The sequence below is a fragment of the Pseudolabrys sp. genome (assembly GCF_035943735.1).
GTDB lineage: Bacteria > Pseudomonadota > Alphaproteobacteria > Rhizobiales > Xanthobacteraceae > Pseudolabrys.
In genome coordinates this window covers 408,125-422,995 of sequence record NZ_DASZBV010000016.1, presented here as the reverse complement: position 1 = coordinate 422,995, position 14,871 = coordinate 408,125, and the positions used below count along the sequence as shown (strand labels likewise).

Below are 14,871 nucleotides of genomic sequence, written 5' to 3'. Positions count from 1 at the left end.
CACTGATGGCCGGCAAGGACCAGATCGATCAGGACGCGCTCGCCGCCGAATGGGGGCAGGCGCTCGACGCCGAGACCGAAGGCGCCGCGGCGGAAAAGGCCACGGGGCCCGGTGAGGAAGCCGCCGCCCAATGGGCGGCGATGGTCGACGACGGCGAGGCGCTGCAGGGCGGCAAAGGCGGCGCCGAGCGCATCCTCAATCAGGATGAGATCGACAGTCTGCTCGGCTTCAGCCTGTCGGACGTTTCGCTCACGGACAATTCCGGCATCCGCTCGATCATCGATTCGGCGATGGTCTCCTACGAGCGTCTGCCGATGCTGGAGATCATCTTCGACCGCCTCGTGCGGCTGATGACGACCAGCTTGCGCAATTTTACCTCTGACAACGTCGAGGTCTCGCTCGATCGCATCACCTCGGTGCGTTTCGGCGATTATCTCAACTCCATTCCGCTGCCGGCGATACTCGGCGTGTTCAAAGCGGAAGAGTGGGAAAACTTCGGCCTCGTCACCGTCAATTCCAGTCTCATCTATTCGATCATCGACGTGCTGCTCGGCGGCCGTCGCGGCCAGAGTACCGTGCGCGTCGAAGGCCGGCCTTACACCACGATCGAGACGAGCCTCGTCAAGCGTCTGATCGAGGTGGTGCTCGCCGACGCCGAGCTTGCCTTCAAGCCGCTGTCGCCGGTTCGCTTCAATATCGACCGGTTGGAGACCAATCCGCGTTTCGCCGCGATTTCGCGGCCGGCCAATGCCGCGATCCTGGTGCGCCTGCGCATCGACATGGAAGACCGCGGCGGCAACGTCGAATTGCTGCTGCCCTACGCGACGATCGAGCCGATCCGCGCGACGCTTCTCCAGATGTTCATGGGCGAGAAGTTCGGTCGCGATCCCATCTGGGAGGGCCATCTCGCCACCGAGATCGGGCAGGCACAGATCGAGGTCGACGCCGTGCTCTACGAGGCGCGCCTGCCGCTGCGCCGCATGATGGATCTCGAGGTCGGCGACACGCTGATGCTGGAGCTCAAGCCCGACGCCATGGTGACCGTCCGCTGCGGCGACATCACGATGAGCGAAGGCCGCATGGGCCGCGTCGGCGACCGCGTCGCCGTGCGCGTCGCCAAACAACTGCGCAAACCGCGCACCACGTTCGCCATGTTCGAGAAGGCGGACGAGTCTAGCAATCGCCTGGAGGTTCCGTGAGCTACAATCTGGGTCTTGGCATCGAGACCATGGTCTCTATCCTGCTGCTGCTGACCATTCTCTATTGCGTGCGGCTCAACAAGCAGCTCAGGCTGCTGAAGGCCGACGAGCAGTCGCTGCGCATCACCATCTCCGAGCTCATCACCGCGACCGAGATCGCCGAGCGCGCCATTGCCGGCCTGAAGCAGACGATGCGCGAGGGCGAGCAGGTACTCAGCGCGCGCCTGCAGCGCAGCGAGGAATTGTCGGGCGAGATCGAGCAGCAGATGAAGGGCGCGGAAGCGCTGCTCGCCAAGCTCACGCGCATCGCTACGGCCGGTAGACAGATCGAGCCGGCGGCGCCGGCCACCCCGGCGGCGCCGGATCCGAAGGCAGTCGCCGCGGCGGCGCAGGCTTTCACGGAACGGGCGCGCGCCCGCTTGAACGGACTGGCGGCGTGAAGAATTATTGGCGCGATGTCAGGCTCATTCCGATCGTGCTGCTCGCCACGATCTGCCTCTTCGTGCTCAAGGTGTCCGGGATTGTCTTCGACGGCGGCTATACGCTCGCCGAGCGGCTGCAGAATCGTGGCGAGCCCGAGCTGAAAGTCACCACGGGCGAGCACATTCCCGCCTACCCCAAGATCATCCGCGAGGACCAGCGTGGCCAGACCTTCGCCGAGGCCGAGCCCGCGGCCAAGCCCAAGCCGTGGGCGCAGGAGATGTTCAATTTTAACGGCGACAGTGCCGATATCACCGGCTCCGTCGGCGAGAAGGACAAGAAAGGCGAGGACGGCAAGGACGGCAAGGAAGCCGCCAAGCCGCCGGAGAAGGTGCAGAAGATCGACGGCATGGCGGTGAGCGACACCCCGCCGGGGGATACCAAGGTCGAGGTCGGCGGCGCCGTGGTGCAGGATTCCTCCCACATCGCCTCGGCTGGCGAGCGGGCGGTGCTGGAGCGCCTGCAGGAGCGGCGCCAGGAGCTCGACGATCGCAACCGTTCCCTCGACATGCGCGAAAGCCTGCTGAAGGCGGCGGAGAAGCGCATCAACGCCAAGCTGGCCGAGTTGCGCGGCATGGAGACGCAGGTCGACGGCGCCCAGGCGTCGCGCCTGAAGAGTAATGCGGCGCGCTTCAAGGATCTCGTCGCCATGTACGAGAACATGAAGTCGAAGGACGCCGCGCGCATCTTCGACCGGCTCGACCTCAAAATCCTGGTCGATGTGTCGACGCAGATGAAGCCGGCCAAGATGGCCGAAATCATGGGGCTGATGACGCCCGAATCGGCCGAACGGCTGACCGTCGAGTTGGCCAACCGCGCCGGCGGCAACGCCAGCCCCGCCGCCGACCAGTTGCCCAAGATTCAGGGCCGACCGACGGCGCGCTAGAGCGCGGCCAATTCGCCCGGCACGGTTAAGGCTCCGTTAAACGGCCGCCTCTAGGCTCTTGCTGCCGGCACTTCGCCCGGCTGGACGGCTTCATGACGGTTCTGCCTCCTCGTTTCATGGAGATGCCAGACCGCCCGTGGCGCGCGCTTGCGCGAGCGGGTGCGTTTGCCGTTGCCGTCATTGCCTCCCTGTTGACGTTGACACCGTCGGTGCGCGCGGCCGACCCGGTGAGCGGGCAGGTGCGCGTCAGCAAGGAGACCGGCTTCTCGCGCATGGTCTTTCATTTCGACGAAGAGGTGAAGGCCAAGGTCACCCTCGACGGGATGATCATGGTCATCAAATTTGCCAAGCCGGTGAACGTCGGCGTCGACAAGCTCAATACGCTGGCGCCCGACCTGTTCAGCGCCGCCCGCCGCGATCCCGACGGCAGCGCGGTGCGCATCGCGCTGGCGCATCCGGTCAAATTCAATGTGATTCCGGCGGCGGAGCGCCTGTTCATCGATTTCCTCCCGGAGAACTGGTCGGGCGTGCTGCCGGGCCTGCCGCAATCGGTCATCAACGAGCTCGCCGACCGCGCGCAGGAGGCGACACGGCTGCTCAAGAGGCGGAATGCGGAAGCGCCGCGCGGGCCGCCGCTGGTGCGGGTGAAGGTGGCGGTGCAGCCGACCTTCACGCGCTACGTCTTTCCGCTGCCGGACCAGGCCGACGTCGTCCCCGATCAGAGCGCCGGCAAGATCACCCTGCGCTTCGACCGGCAAATCCGCTGGGACCTCGCCGATGCGCTTGCGACGCAACCGCCGGGTCTGGTTTCGATCGCCGCGGAGATGGGCATCAATTCGACCAGCGTCACCTTCGTGCTGAACGGTGCGCCGGGAGTGCACAGCTTCCGCGAGGATCGCTCGCTGGTGATCGACATCGGCCGCGACGGCAGCCGCGCCGGCGCCGCCGGGCCGAGCGGGGCCAAGGCGGCCGCACCGTTGGTCATCGACGCGCCGCAAACGGTCGCGCCGTCCACGGCGAGTGAGGCGGTGCCGAGCGGGCCGCCGCCGAAACCGGCGCCGGCACCGGCACCGGCGCCTGCAGCGCAGCCGCCTGTTCCTCCGCCAGCCAAGCCGCTGGCCGAAGCGAAGCCGCAAGCTCCCATCGCAGCGACGGCAGCCAAGCCGAAGGACGACGGCCAGCCGCATCCGCTGGCGGAAGCGTCGAAAGCGGCGGCAATGCCCGCGCCCGCGCCGGCGGACGCCGATGCGCCGGTGGTGGCGGCGATGGACCACTCCGGCGACATGCTGAAGCTGACGTTCCCGTTCGCCGCGCCGACGCCGGCCGCGGTGTTTCGCCGCGCCGACATGCTGTGGATGGTGTTCGACAGCAAGGCGAAGATCGATCTCGCCGCGGTCCGCGGCGATCCGCGGGGCATCCGTAATGTTTCCCAGCGTCGCGGGGCCGACGGCGAGGAGATCATCCGCATCCAGCTCGACCGGCCGCGCCTCATCAGCGCGACCGCGGAGGCGGGCACCTGGACGATCGAGGTCGCCGACACATTGGTGCGGCCGCCGCAGCCTTTGTTGATCGCGCGCAGCGTGGTCGGCCGCGACCGCGCCAACATCGTCATTCCTTTCGTGAAGGCGAGCGCCGTGCATCGCCTTCGCGATCCGGAGATCGGTGACCGGCTGGTGGTGGTGACCGCGCTCGCGCCGCCGCGCGGCTTCCTCAAGGATCAACATTTCGTCGAGCTGCGCACGCTCTCCTCCAGCCAGGGCATCGTGGTGCAGCCGATCGCCGACGACGTGACCGCGGCGATTGCGCCCGACAAGGTCACCATCTCCCGTCCGCACGGACTGTCGCTCTCGGCGACCGCCCTCGCGCAGGAGCAGGGCGGTGGCGTCAGCTTCCAGGACGTGACCTTCGATCCGGAAATCTGGGGCTTCGACCAGCACGCGCAGTTCTTTCCGCGGCAAACCGAATTGCTGAACAAGGCCGCAGCGGCGCCGCCGGCCAGACGCAAGGCGGCGCGCTTCGCGCTGGCGCGCTTCTATCTGGCGCAGGACATGGCCACGGAAGCCAAGGCCGTGCTCGACGTCGCATTGCCGGACAAGACGGGCGACGACGACGTCGGCGGCAAGATCCTGCGTGCTGTCGCCGAGGTGCTGATGGACCGCCCGGACGAGGCGCTGGTGGATCTCGGCTCTCCCAAGATCGGCAACCAGCAGGGCGCCAATTTGTGGCGCGGCATCGCCTTCGCGCGCGAAGGCAAATGGATCGAGGCGCGCGAGGCCTTCAAGACCTTCGACAGCAGCGTGGCGACGCTGCCGCTCGAACTGCAGCGGCTGGCGATGAGAGAGGCGTTGCGCACCGACCTCGAGGTGAGGGACTACAGCGGCGCGGCGCGGCTCATCAACGAGTTCGAAACGATCGGCGTCTCGGCGCGGATGACGCCTGAGGTCGAAGTGCTGCGCGGCCGCCTAGAAGAAGGCCTCGGCCATAAACAGGAGGCGCTGACTCATTATCGGGCGGCGATCGCCTCGAACGACCGACGTGCGGCGGCGCAGGGGCGTCTGCGCGAGATCGAGCTGCTGTGGGGCTCGCACGAGATGGTGCGCAAGGACGCCGTCGGGGCGCTCGAGATGCTCACCACCGTATGGCGTGGGGACGAGACCGAGACCGAAGGGCTCCGCCTGCTGGCGCACCTCTACACCGAGGAGCACCGCTATCGCGATGCCTTCCACGTGATGAAGACCGCGATGCTGGCGCATCCGAGCAGCGACATCACGCGCAAGATCCAGGACGAGGCGGCGGCGACCTTCGACAAGTTGTTCCTCGGCGGCGCCGGCGATCAAATGCCGGCGGTCGAGGCGCTCGGCCTGTTCTACGATTATCGCGAGTTGACGCCGATCGGCCGCCGCGGCGACGAGATGATCCGCAAGCTCGCCGACCGCCTCGTCTCCGTCGATTTGCTCGGGCAGGCCGCGGAGCTGTTGCAGCACCAGGTCGACCACCGCCTCGAGGGCGCTGCGCGGGCGCAGGTCGCCACCAAGCTCGCGACCATCTATCTGATGGATCACAAGCCGGACAAGGCGCTCGCCACGTTGCAATCGACGCGCAGCAGCGACCTCAATAACGAGCTGCGCGACCACCGCCTGCTGCTCGAGGCGCGCGCGCTGTCCGAGCTCGGCCGGCACGGGCTGGCGCTCGAATTGATTGCAAACATGCAGACATCGCAGGCGATCCGTCTGCGCGGCGACATCCTGTGGGCGGCAAAGCGCTGGCGCGAGGCAGCCGAGCAGATCGAGTTGCTCTACGGCGACCGCTGGCGCGATTTCCGGCCGCTGAACGACACCGAGCGCTCGGACATTCTGCGCGCGGCGATCGGTTATGCGATGAGCGACGAATCGATCGGGCTGATGCGGCTGCGCGAGAAGTACGCGGCCAAGATGGCCGACACGCCGGACGCGCGCGCGTTCAACGTGGTGAGCGCGCCCATCGGCACCGACGGCGCCGAATTCCAGGACGTGGCGCGCCGCGTGGCGTCGATCGACACGCTCGCCGCCTTCATCAAGGACATCGAGACGCGCTATCCGGACGAGCAGGCGGCGAAGGCGAAAGCCAAGGCGAAACCTCTCGCCAAGCCCAAGCCGCCGGCTCCCGTGCCGGCGCAGACGGTGAAGACGGCGCCGCCCAAGCCGCCCGCGCCGCCGGCAGCGCCGAAGGGCGTGCCGCTGCGTCCAGATCCGGTGCCGACCGGGTCAATCCCGGAGCGGTCGCAGCGCTAGTCCGCAACGCGATGCGTCATGCTCCGCGCAGGCGGGGTAGCCAGCGCTTTCGCCCTAGTGCCCGTAGCTCTGGATCAGCGATCCCGCCACCAGGCTCCAGCCGTCGACCAGCACGAAGAAGATCAGCTTGAACGGCAGGGACACGACGACCGGCGGCAGCATCATCATGCCCATCGACATCAGCACCGACGCGACCACCAGGTCGATGATGAGGAAGGGCAGGAACAGCAGGAAGCCAATCTCGAAGGCGCGCTTGAGCTCCGAGATCATGAAGGCCGGCACCAGCACGCGCAGCGACATGTCCTCCGGCTTCGCCGGCGGCGGCTCCTTCGCCATGTCCATGAACAGCTTGAGATCCTGCGCGCGCACGTTCTGCTGCATGAAGGCGCGCAACGGCTGGACGCCGCGGTCGAAGGCCTGCTCGGCGGTGATCTGGTTGGCGATCAGCGGGCGAATGCCCTGATCGTAGGACTGCTGCAGCGCCGGGCCCATGACGAAGGCGGTCAGGAACAGCGCCAGCGACATGATGACGGCGTTGGGCGGCGTCGTCGCGGTGCCGAGCGCCGTGCGCAACAGCGACAGCACGACGACGATACGCGTGAACGACGTCATCATCACGAGGATGGACGGCGCCAGCGACAGCACCGTCAACAGCGCGATCATCTGGATGACGCGCTCGGTGAGCCCGGAGCCCTGGCCGAAATTGATGCTGACGTCCTGCGCACCCGCAGGCGACGTCATAACCAGCATCGCCGCCGCTACCCCGACCGCCACCGTCAACAGACGGACACGGCGGCCGGAATGGCCTGTCACGATTTACCGGATGGACGGCCGAGCAAACTGGCCATCTCCTCTTCCAGGTTGTCGTAGAAGTCCTGACCCTTCGCCGGCGCTTGCGGCTTCGGTTCGGGCTTGATGTCGAGCTTCGGCTCGAGGCGCGCGACGTTGGACTCGGACTTGAACTTCGGCTCGAACAGCGGCTCGGGCTTGACGTCGAGCTTGGGCTCGTTGCGCGGCTCCGGCTTGACCTCCAGCGACGGCTCGCTGCGCGGCTTCGGCTCGCGCAGGGCCGCGCGCACTTCGGCGGGACGCGCCTGCGCCAGCGGATCGGTCACCGGCGGGCGATTGTCGGGCGTGCGGCGGAGCGCCGCTTCGAGTTGGTGCGCCATGTCGGCGAGGTTCTGGTCATGCGTTCCCGCCGGCTCGGCGACCGGCTCGGGTGGCGGCGGCACGGCGGTCACGCGCGGCACGGGAGCGGGCGTCGGCTCCGCGCGCGGCGCGACCGGTTCGGGCCGCGGCGCGAGCGCCTGCGGCGGCAGTTCGGACGCGGCGAGGCGCGACGACAGTTCGGCCGCAAGCCCGCTCAGATTCTCGGCCGGACGGGCACGCGCGCCGGGCTCCGGCGCCGTCCACGGCTCTTCGGCTGCGGCGGCGCGGAAAGCCGCACGCGCGGCCGGCGCAACGGGCGCCACCGGCGCCGGGGCAGGCGGCTCGTTGATCGGCTGCAGCGGCCAGCCGTTGTCGACCGCCGGGGTCGTCCGCGCCGAATCGCGCGGCGGCGTGTCGATGCGGCCAGCCTCGCGCGGCGCACCTGCGCGCACGATGTTGGGCTCGATCACGACGTCGCTCGGGCCGCCGATCATCAAAAGGTGCTCGATGTTGTCGCGGCGGATGAGCACGAGCCGGCGACGGCCATCAACCGTCGCGGCGTCGATCACGGCGAGGCGCGGCTGCCGGCCGCGCGCCGAGCCGCCGCCCAGACGGGCCGCACCGAAACGGCGCACCACCCAGGCGGTGATGCCGATCAAGGCGAGCACCACCACGAAGGCGATGAAGAACCGCGCGGCCAACGGCAGGCCAAACAGGGAATCGAACATACGCAAGCTCCGCTCTGGTGCCGCCGCGATCGGGCGCGAGCCGCCCGAAGTGTTAATGGACGCAGGCACAATCTGCCGACCGCATACTAACAGAGTCTGGACAAATAAAGAGGGTTTTGCGCGAAACGGCGGGTTTGGCGCCCGGCGGGGTGGTTAATGCCGCCGTCGCGTCGGCTGTCAGCCGCCCGGTTTCTTTACCGGCCGTTAACCATACACCCGGCAAAGTCTGCCTACTGCGGCTTCGGCTCGCAGGAACCGCTCAAAACGGGGGCGCTCGATGGCACTTACCGACATACCGATCTTTTCGATGCTGCGCACCCGTCTCGAATGGGCGCAGGCGCGTCAACGCGTGCTGGCCGAGAATGTCGCCAACGCCGACACGCCGAATTTCCGCCCGGCCGACCTCGCGCCGTTGAAGTTCGATTCGGCATCGCACGGCGTGCAGCCGGTGCGGCTCGCCACCACCGAGACCGGCCACATTCCCGGTCTCGGCGACACCGGGGGCGAGTTCCGCACGCAACAGCGCGGGCAGTTCGACATCCGCGCCAGCGGCAACGGCGTCAATCTGGAAGACCAGATGATCAAGGTCGCCGCCAACCAGATGGATTACCAGGCCGTGTCGGCGCTCTACGCGCGCAGCCTCAATATGCTCAAGACGGCGATCGGCAAGGCCTGACGCAGCGCGCGCGCGACAAGGAGAAGACCGATGGACTTCCTCAAGAGCATGCAGATCGCCGCGACCGGCTTGCGGGCGCAAGCCGGGCGCATGCGCGTCATCTCGGAGAATATCGCCAACGCCGATTCGACGGCCTCGTCGCCGGGCGCCGATCCCTATCGCCGCAAGATCCCGACCTTCCAGACCGAATACGATCGAGCGGTGGGCGCCAATGTCGTCGAGCTCGGCAAGACGGTCACCGACAATTCCGACTTCCAGCTCAAATACGAGCCGGGCCATCCCGCCGCTGACAAGAACGGCAACGTCAAATACCCGAACGTCAACTCGCTGGTCGAGATGACCGACATGCGCGACGCCCAGCGCTCCTATCAGGCCAACGTCAACGTCATTACCGCGACGCGCGCGATGCTTCAGCGCACGATCGACATCCTCAAGGCCTGAGCAGCAGGAAACCCTCGACCATGGCCTCACCGATCAGCGCGGCCAACGCCTATGCCAGCATCGCGCGGCTGACCTCCAACAATCCTCTCGGCGGCGGGGCCGCCGCGGCGGGCGGCGACAGCAGCACAAGCTTCGCCTCGGTGCTCAAGCAGGCGATCGGCGAGGTCGACCATATCGGCCGCAATTCGGATGCGCAGACGCGCGCGGTGGCGAGCGGCAAGGCCAATATGGTCGACGTGGTCACCGCGGTGTCGGAGACGGAGGTGGCGATCGATGCCGTCGTCGCCGTGCGCGACAAGATCATTTCGGCCTACGAAGACATCATGAAGATGCCGATCTGACGCGGCGCGAGGCAGAAACAGGGACGTTATGACCGGACCGGAAGTACTCGACGTCGCCCGCGAAGCGATCATCACCCTCGTTGTCGTCTCCGCGCCGGTGATGCTGGTCGGGCTGGTCGTCGGCGTCGTCATCTCGCTCTTGCAGGCGCTGACGCAGATTCAGGAAATGACCATCGCCTTCGTGCCGAAGATCCTGGCGATCTTCGTGTCGCTTTTGATCGCGCTGCCGTTCATGGCCGAGAAGCTGCATATGGAAATGCTGCGAATCGCCGCGCGCATCGCTACTGGTTAGGGCGGCTCGTCGCGGTTCGCGTGACCGCGCACACCGCAGGCGCTTCATGCACGTCGATATTTCATTCCTGCCTGCGCTGGGGGCGGCCTTCATCCTCGCCTTCGGGCGGATCGGCGGCATGGTGATGCTGCTGCCCGGTTTCGGCGAAGCCAATCTGCCGGCGCGCGTGCGGCTCACCATCGCGCTGGTCCTGACCGCCGTGCTGCTGCCGCTGCACCGGCAGGCCTATGCGGTCAATCTCAACTCATTGGCGCCGGTGACCGTCGAGATGGTCGAAGAGGTCGTGGTCGGTCTCGTCATCGGCATGAGCGCGCGGCTGGCGATCTCGGCGCTGCAGATCGCCGGCTCGGTCGTGGCGCAGCAACTCGGCCTCGGCTTCGTCACCTCGATCGACCCGACGCAGGGCCAGCAGGGCGCGCTGGTCGGCAACTTCCTCACCGTGCTCGGCGTGACGCTCATTTTCGCCACCGACATGCACTATTTGGTGATCGCGGCGATGAACGACAGCTATGCGGTGTTCAAGCCGGGCGAGTTGCCGTTCGCCGGGGACGTCGCCAAGCACATGACGCAGGTCGTCGCCGCCTCGTTCCGCATCGGCGTGCAACTCGCGGCGCCGTTCATCGTGTTCGGACTACTGTTCAATCTCGGGCTCGGCGTGCTGTCGCGGCTGATGCCGCAGATGCAGGTGTTCTTCATCGGCCTGCCGCTGTCGATCCTGCTCGGGCTTCTGCTGCTGGTCGCGGTGCTCGGCGCCATGATGGGCACCTTCACCGATTTCTTGCAGACGGTGCTCGGCCAACTCGCGACTCCGCCATAGGGGCACGCGATGGCCGAGACGGACGACTCCGATAAAACAGAAGAACCAAGTCAAAAGCGCTTAGACGAAGCGCTGCAGCGCGGCGACGTCGTCAAGAGCCAGGAGGTCAACACCTGGTTCGTGATGGCCGGCGCCACCTTGGTGCTGATGTCGTTTTCCGGCGGCATGAGTCGCGACCTGAGCACGACCATGCGCGGGCTCATCGCCAATGGCTGGCAGATCCGCGTCGACGGCCCGGCGTTGCCCCATCTGTTCATGACGATCGGCGGCGAGATCATCGCGGCCATCGGCCTTCCGTTCCTCATCCTCATTATCGCCGCGGCCGCGGGCAACTTCGTGCAGCACCGGCTCGTCTGGTCGGTGCAATCGCTGACACCCGACCTCTCGAAGGTGTCGCCGCTTGCCGGGCTCAAGCGTCAGTTCTCCATGCAGGCGGTCGCCAACCTCGCCAAGGGACTGGTGAAGGTGGTGCTGGTCGGTGCCGTGCTCGCCGCGCTGTTGTGGCCCGAGCGCAAGCATATGGAAGCGCTGGTGTACGCCGACCCTGCGGCGCTTCTGCCCTTCACCGCCTCCCTGGCGCTGAAGCTGATGGGCACCGTCGTCGCCATGCTCGCGGTGGTCGCCGCCGGCGATTACCTGTTCCAGTACAGGCAATGGTACGAGAAGCAGAAGATGTCGCTGCGCGAACTCAAGGAGGAGTTCAAACAGAGCGAAGGCGATCCGACCATCAAGGGCAAGCTGAAGCAGATCAGGCAGCAGCGCTCGCGCAAGCGCATGATCGCGGCGGTGCCGAAAGCCTCGGTCATCATCACCAATCCGACCCATTTCGCGGTGGCGCTGCAATACGACCGCGGCATGCCGGCGCCCATCTGCGTCGCCAAGGGCGTCGACGCGCTGGCGCTGAAGATCAGGGAGATCGCCGGCGAGCACCGCATTCCGATCGTCGAGAACCCGCCGCTCGCCCGCGCGCTGCACGCGACCGTCGAGGTCGATCAGCCGATTCCGCCCGAGCACTACAAGGCGGTGGCGGAGGTGATCGGCTACGTCATGCGGCTGCGGCGGGCCGTCGCCCGCCGTTAGGCGGCGCGACACCGCTTATCCAGAGGGCGGCCGGGCAAGCCCTTGCGGCGGCGGGCGCTCTCAGGCACCAAGAACCTGGAGCTCGCGCTGCGGCGAGAGAAGGTCGCAAAGAGCGTCATGGCAGGCCAGGACCGGGCAGGGCAGAGCGGCGAACAAGGCGAAGCGCCGGGGCGGCCGGCGTTCGACAAGAGCCAGAGCGCGCCGCGCGGCGGCTCGGTCGCCATGGTGCTGCTGGTGGCCTTGTTCCTGGTCGCGGCGGCCGGCGGTCTCGGTTATGTCGGCCGCGAGCATGCCGAAACCTATATTGTCGGCCTGCTGGCGGTGCTCGGCACCATCGGTGTGTTTGCATTGTTCGCCTCGGCAGCCGGGATTTTGCGCTGGGCCGGGCGCGACGCCGGCCATCCGCTGCTCAAGGCGGTGGTCGACAATTCGCCGGAAGGCATCCTCGTCACCGATCACGCGGGCCGCGTCTTCTACGCCAACGCCACCTATCTCGACCTGACGGGCGCCGCCGGCGTCGACGACGTGCGACCGGTCGAGCGCGTCTTCATCGGCGACCCGGACGTCTCGGAACCGGTCTACCGCCTGCTGAAGGCGGCGCGCGAAGGCCGCCGCCTGCAGGAAGAGGTTCGGCTCGCCGGCTCCGGTGACAGCGCGCGCTGGCTGCGCATGCGTGTGCGCCCGCTCGGCACGTCGAAGGCGGACGCCCGCATGACGGTGTGGTCGATCGCCGATGTCACGCGCGAACGCGAGCGGCACGAGAACGTGTTCCAGGAGTTGCAGCACGCGATCGACTATCTCGATCACGCGCCGGCCGGATTCTTTTCGGTCGATGGCGACGGCAGCATCGTTTATCTCAACGCGACCCTCGCCACCTGGCTCGATCATGATCTCGCGCAGGTCGGCGCCGGGTCGCTCAAGCTCGACGACATCGTCGCCGGCGAGGGCGCCAAGCTGCTGACCACGATCGCCGCCGCGCCAGGCGAAGTGAAGACGGAGGTCATCGACCTCGATCTGCGCACGCGCGGCGGCAAACCGGTGCCGGTGCGGCTATTCCACAAGGTCGCATTCGGCGCCGACGGGCAGGTGGGCGCCTCGCGCACGCTGGTGCTCAACCGCGCGCGCGACGGCGGCAGCGAGGCGCAGCGCGCGGCGGAGGTGCGCTTCATGCGCTTCTTCCAGAACACGCCGATGGCGATCGCCACGGTCGACCGCTTCGGCCGCATCGGCCGCACCAATGTGCGCTTCGCCTCCGCCTTCGAGAGCGTGCTCAAGGCCGATGACCGATCCATCCTCAACGTGGTCGCCGAACGCGACCGCACGGCGCTGGAAGCCGCCATTCGCCAGGCGGCGGAAGGCCGCAGCGAGATCGCGCCAGTCGAAGCGGCGCTCGCGGGCCAGGCCGAGCGCTGGGCCAACTTCTTCGTGCTCGGCGTCGAGGATGCCGACGGGGAGGGCGAAGGCGAGGCGGCCATCGTCTACGCGCTGGAGACCACCGCGCAGCGCACGCTGGAGAACCGCATCCAGCAGCAGCAGAAGATGGACACGGTCGGCCAACTTGCCGGCGGCATCGCACACGATTTCAATAACGTGCTCTCCGCCATCATGATGGCGACCGATTTCCTGCTCAACGCGCACCGACCGACCGACCCGTCCTTCAAGGACATCATGTCGATCAAGCAGAACGCCAACCGCGCCGCTGCTTTGGTGCGGCAGCTGCTGGCGTTCTCGCGCAAGCAGACCTTGCGGCCGCAGGTGCTCGATCTGAGCGAAGTGCTCAGCGATCTCGGCATGCTCCTGAAGCGCCTGATCGGCGAGAAGGTCGCGCTCGAGGTCGTGCATGGCCGCGACCTGTGGCCGGTGAAGGCCGACATTTCGCAATTCGAGCAGGTGATCGTGAATCTCGCGGTCAATGCGCGCGACGCGATGCTTGACGGTGGCAAGCTCACATTGCGTACCGCCAATGTCGAGGCGAAGGATTCCGGCAGCTTCGGCACCAAGGGCATGCCGACGGGCGACTACGTGCTGGTCGAGGTGAGCGACTCAGGCACTGGCATTCCGCAAGACATCATTGAAAAGATTTTCGAGCCGTTCTTCACCACCAAGGAAGTCGGCAAAGGCACCGGGCTCGGCCTGTCGACGGTCTACGGCATCGTCAAGCAGACCGGCGGCTACATCTATGCCGACAGCGAGCCGGGCCGCACGACCTTCCGCATCTTCCTGCCGCGGCACGTGCCGACGGCGGCGGAAACGCCGGCTGGAGAGGCGCCTGCGGTCAGCGGCGCCATGTCGGCCGCCGACACGATGGCGAAGACCGCCGCCGACCTCACCGGTGAGGGCAAGATCCTGCTGGTCGAGGACGAAGAGGGCTTGCGTGCGCTCAACGCGCGCGGGCTGGCGTCACGCGGTTACACCGTGCTCGAGGCGAGCAACGGCGTCGAGGCGATCGAGGTGCTGGAGCGCGAGGGGCAGGTCGACCTCGTGGTGTCCGACGTGGTGATGCCGGAAATGGATGGGCCGAGCCTGCTGAAGGAACTGCGGCGGCGCGATCCGAACGTGAAGGTGATCTTCGTTTCCGGCTATGCCGAGGAGGCGTTCGCGAAGAACCTGCCGAGCCAGGAGCAGTACGCGTTCCTGGCCAAGCCGTTCACGCTGAAGCAGCTCGTGGCGGAAGTGAAGAAGACCCTCGCCGAGTGACGGCTCAGTTGCAGGCCTGCGCCAATCGGATTTTCGAGAACATTTCCGACTGCAGCCGGCAGGCGAACACGCCGTGGCCGGAGAACTGCGCCTGCGGCGCCTTGAAGTAGTCGGTTTCCATCATGGCCCCGGCGGCGCCTACCGCGATGGCAAGCTCGCCCGGCGACGGCGTCAGCCGCGGCGATTGCACCGGCTCCGGTTTGGCGAAGGCAGCGCCTGTCCATGTCAAAACCGTGGCGATGGCGAGAATTGCTCGCATGGCGCGTCCCTTCCAAATCCCGTCGGCGGTGAAATGCCGGCTGGGGCGACAGGTTC

Annotated in this window: 14 protein-coding genes; 11 read left to right on the top strand and 3 right to left on the bottom strand. The window is 67.1% G+C overall.

What is annotated here, in order from left to right; genetic code table 11:
• Nucleotides 1-5 precede the first annotated feature (5 nt).
• From fliM to VGV41_RS10405, 4 genes are all read left to right on the top strand, one after another.
• Nucleotides 6-1,199: a flagellar motor switch protein FliM gene (fliM, locus tag VGV41_RS10420; protein ID WP_326863748.1), complete on the top strand. Its 1,194-nt coding sequence runs from the start codon at nt 6-8 to the stop codon at nt 1,197-1,199.
• Entirely contained in the window at nt 1,196-1,639 is a 444-nt protein-coding gene (locus tag VGV41_RS10415; RefSeq protein ID WP_326863747.1) for a DUF6468 domain-containing protein, read from the top strand. Before fliM ends, VGV41_RS10415 begins: the two co-directional genes overlap by 4 nt.
• A complete protein-coding gene (locus VGV41_RS10410) occupies nt 1,636-2,565 on the top strand; it encodes a flagellar protein FlbB (protein WP_326863746.1) in 930 nt (309 codons plus the stop codon). The genes VGV41_RS10415 and VGV41_RS10410 overlap by 4 nt, the downstream gene beginning before the upstream one ends.
• 92 nt (nt 2,566-2,657) lie before the next feature.
• Nucleotides 2,658-6,335 (top strand): tetratricopeptide repeat protein, encoded by a 3,678-nt coding sequence (locus tag VGV41_RS10405; protein WP_326863745.1) that lies wholly within the window; start codon nt 2,658-2,660, stop codon nt 6,333-6,335.
• A 54-nt stretch (nt 6,336-6,389) separates the two neighbouring features.
• On the opposite strand, the gene fliP is transcribed toward VGV41_RS10405, so the two are convergent.
• Complete coding sequence (gene fliP, locus VGV41_RS10400; RefSeq protein ID WP_414705085.1) at nt 6,390-7,085, bottom strand: flagellar type III secretion system pore protein FliP; 696 nt, start codon at nt 7,083-7,085, stop codon at nt 6,390-6,392.
• Nucleotides 7,086-7,144: 59 nt separating this feature from the next.
• Nucleotides 7,145-8,212: a FliO/MopB family protein gene (locus VGV41_RS10395; protein ID WP_326863743.1), complete on the bottom strand. Its 1,068-nt coding sequence runs from the start codon at nt 8,210-8,212 to the stop codon at nt 7,145-7,147.
• 277 nt (nt 8,213-8,489) lie between these two features.
• On the opposite strand from VGV41_RS10395, the gene flgB reads away from it, so the two are divergent.
• From flgB to cckA, 7 genes are all read left to right on the top strand, one after another.
• Nucleotides 8,490-8,888: a flagellar basal body rod protein FlgB gene (gene flgB, locus VGV41_RS10390; protein WP_326863742.1), complete on the top strand. Its 399-nt coding sequence runs from the start codon at nt 8,490-8,492 to the stop codon at nt 8,886-8,888.
• A 30-nt stretch (nt 8,889-8,918) separates the two neighbouring features.
• Nucleotides 8,919-9,329 carry a flagellar basal body rod protein FlgC gene (gene flgC, locus VGV41_RS10385; protein ID WP_326863741.1) on the top strand — a complete coding sequence of 137 codons (411 nt, stop codon included), beginning with the start codon at nt 8,919-8,921 and terminating at the stop codon, nt 9,327-9,329.
• Between the two features lie 20 nt (nt 9,330-9,349).
• Complete coding sequence (fliE, locus tag VGV41_RS10380) at nt 9,350-9,670, top strand: flagellar hook-basal body complex protein FliE (RefSeq protein ID WP_326863740.1); 321 nt, start codon at nt 9,350-9,352, stop codon at nt 9,668-9,670.
• Nucleotides 9,671-9,698: 28 nt separating this feature from the next.
• On the top strand, nt 9,699-9,962 hold the full coding sequence (gene fliQ, locus VGV41_RS10375) for a flagellar biosynthesis protein FliQ (protein WP_326863739.1): 264 nt from the start codon (nt 9,699-9,701) through the stop codon (nt 9,960-9,962).
• Nucleotides 9,963-10,008: 46 nt separating this feature from the next.
• Complete coding sequence (gene fliR / locus VGV41_RS10370) at nt 10,009-10,779, top strand: flagellar biosynthetic protein FliR (protein ID WP_326863738.1); 771 nt, start codon at nt 10,009-10,011, stop codon at nt 10,777-10,779.
• Between the two features lie 9 nt (nt 10,780-10,788).
• Nucleotides 10,789-11,859 (top strand): flagellar biosynthesis protein FlhB, encoded by a 1,071-nt coding sequence (flhB, locus tag VGV41_RS10365; protein WP_326863737.1) that lies wholly within the window; start codon nt 10,789-10,791, stop codon nt 11,857-11,859.
• 117 nt (nt 11,860-11,976) lie between these two features.
• Nucleotides 11,977-14,556: a cell cycle histidine kinase CckA gene (cckA, locus tag VGV41_RS10360; RefSeq protein ID WP_326863736.1), complete on the top strand. Its 2,580-nt coding sequence runs from the start codon at nt 11,977-11,979 to the stop codon at nt 14,554-14,556.
• Nucleotides 14,557-14,560: 4 nt separating this feature from the next.
• Here the strand turns inward: cckA and VGV41_RS10355 are convergent, their stop codons facing one another.
• Nucleotides 14,561-14,815: a hypothetical protein gene (locus VGV41_RS10355; protein WP_326863735.1), complete on the bottom strand. Its 255-nt coding sequence runs from the start codon at nt 14,813-14,815 to the stop codon at nt 14,561-14,563.
• Nucleotides 14,816-14,871: the final 56 nt, after the last annotated feature.

Excerpts from the sequence above, each read along its gene's own strand:
- fliM (WP_326863748.1), top strand. The coding sequence starts at position 6 with ATGGCCGGCAAGGACCAGATCGATCAGGACGCGCTCGCCGCCGAATGG.
- VGV41_RS10405 (WP_326863745.1), top strand. The coding sequence starts at position 2,658 with ATGACGGTTCTGCCTCCTCGTTTCATGGAGATGCCAGACCGCCCGTGG.
- fliP (WP_414705085.1), bottom strand. The coding sequence starts at position 7,085 with ATGCTGGTTATGACGTCGCCTGCGGGTGCGCAGGACGTCAGCATCAAT.
- VGV41_RS10395 (WP_326863743.1), bottom strand. The coding sequence starts at position 8,212 with ATGTTCGATTCCCTGTTTGGCCTGCCGTTGGCCGCGCGGTTCTTCATC.
- flgB (WP_326863742.1), top strand. The coding sequence starts at position 8,490 with ATGGCACTTACCGACATACCGATCTTTTCGATGCTGCGCACCCGTCTC.
- flgC (WP_326863741.1), top strand. The coding sequence starts at position 8,919 with ATGGACTTCCTCAAGAGCATGCAGATCGCCGCGACCGGCTTGCGGGCG.
- fliE (WP_326863740.1), top strand. The coding sequence starts at position 9,350 with ATGGCCTCACCGATCAGCGCGGCCAACGCCTATGCCAGCATCGCGCGG.
- fliQ (WP_326863739.1), top strand. The coding sequence starts at position 9,699 with ATGACCGGACCGGAAGTACTCGACGTCGCCCGCGAAGCGATCATCACC.
- fliR (WP_326863738.1), top strand. The coding sequence starts at position 10,009 with ATGCACGTCGATATTTCATTCCTGCCTGCGCTGGGGGCGGCCTTCATC.
- flhB (WP_326863737.1), top strand. The coding sequence starts at position 10,789 with ATGGCCGAGACGGACGACTCCGATAAAACAGAAGAACCAAGTCAAAAG.
- cckA (WP_326863736.1), top strand. The coding sequence starts at position 11,977 with ATGGCAGGCCAGGACCGGGCAGGGCAGAGCGGCGAACAAGGCGAAGCG.
- VGV41_RS10355 (WP_326863735.1), bottom strand. The coding sequence starts at position 14,815 with ATGCGAGCAATTCTCGCCATCGCCACGGTTTTGACATGGACAGGCGCT.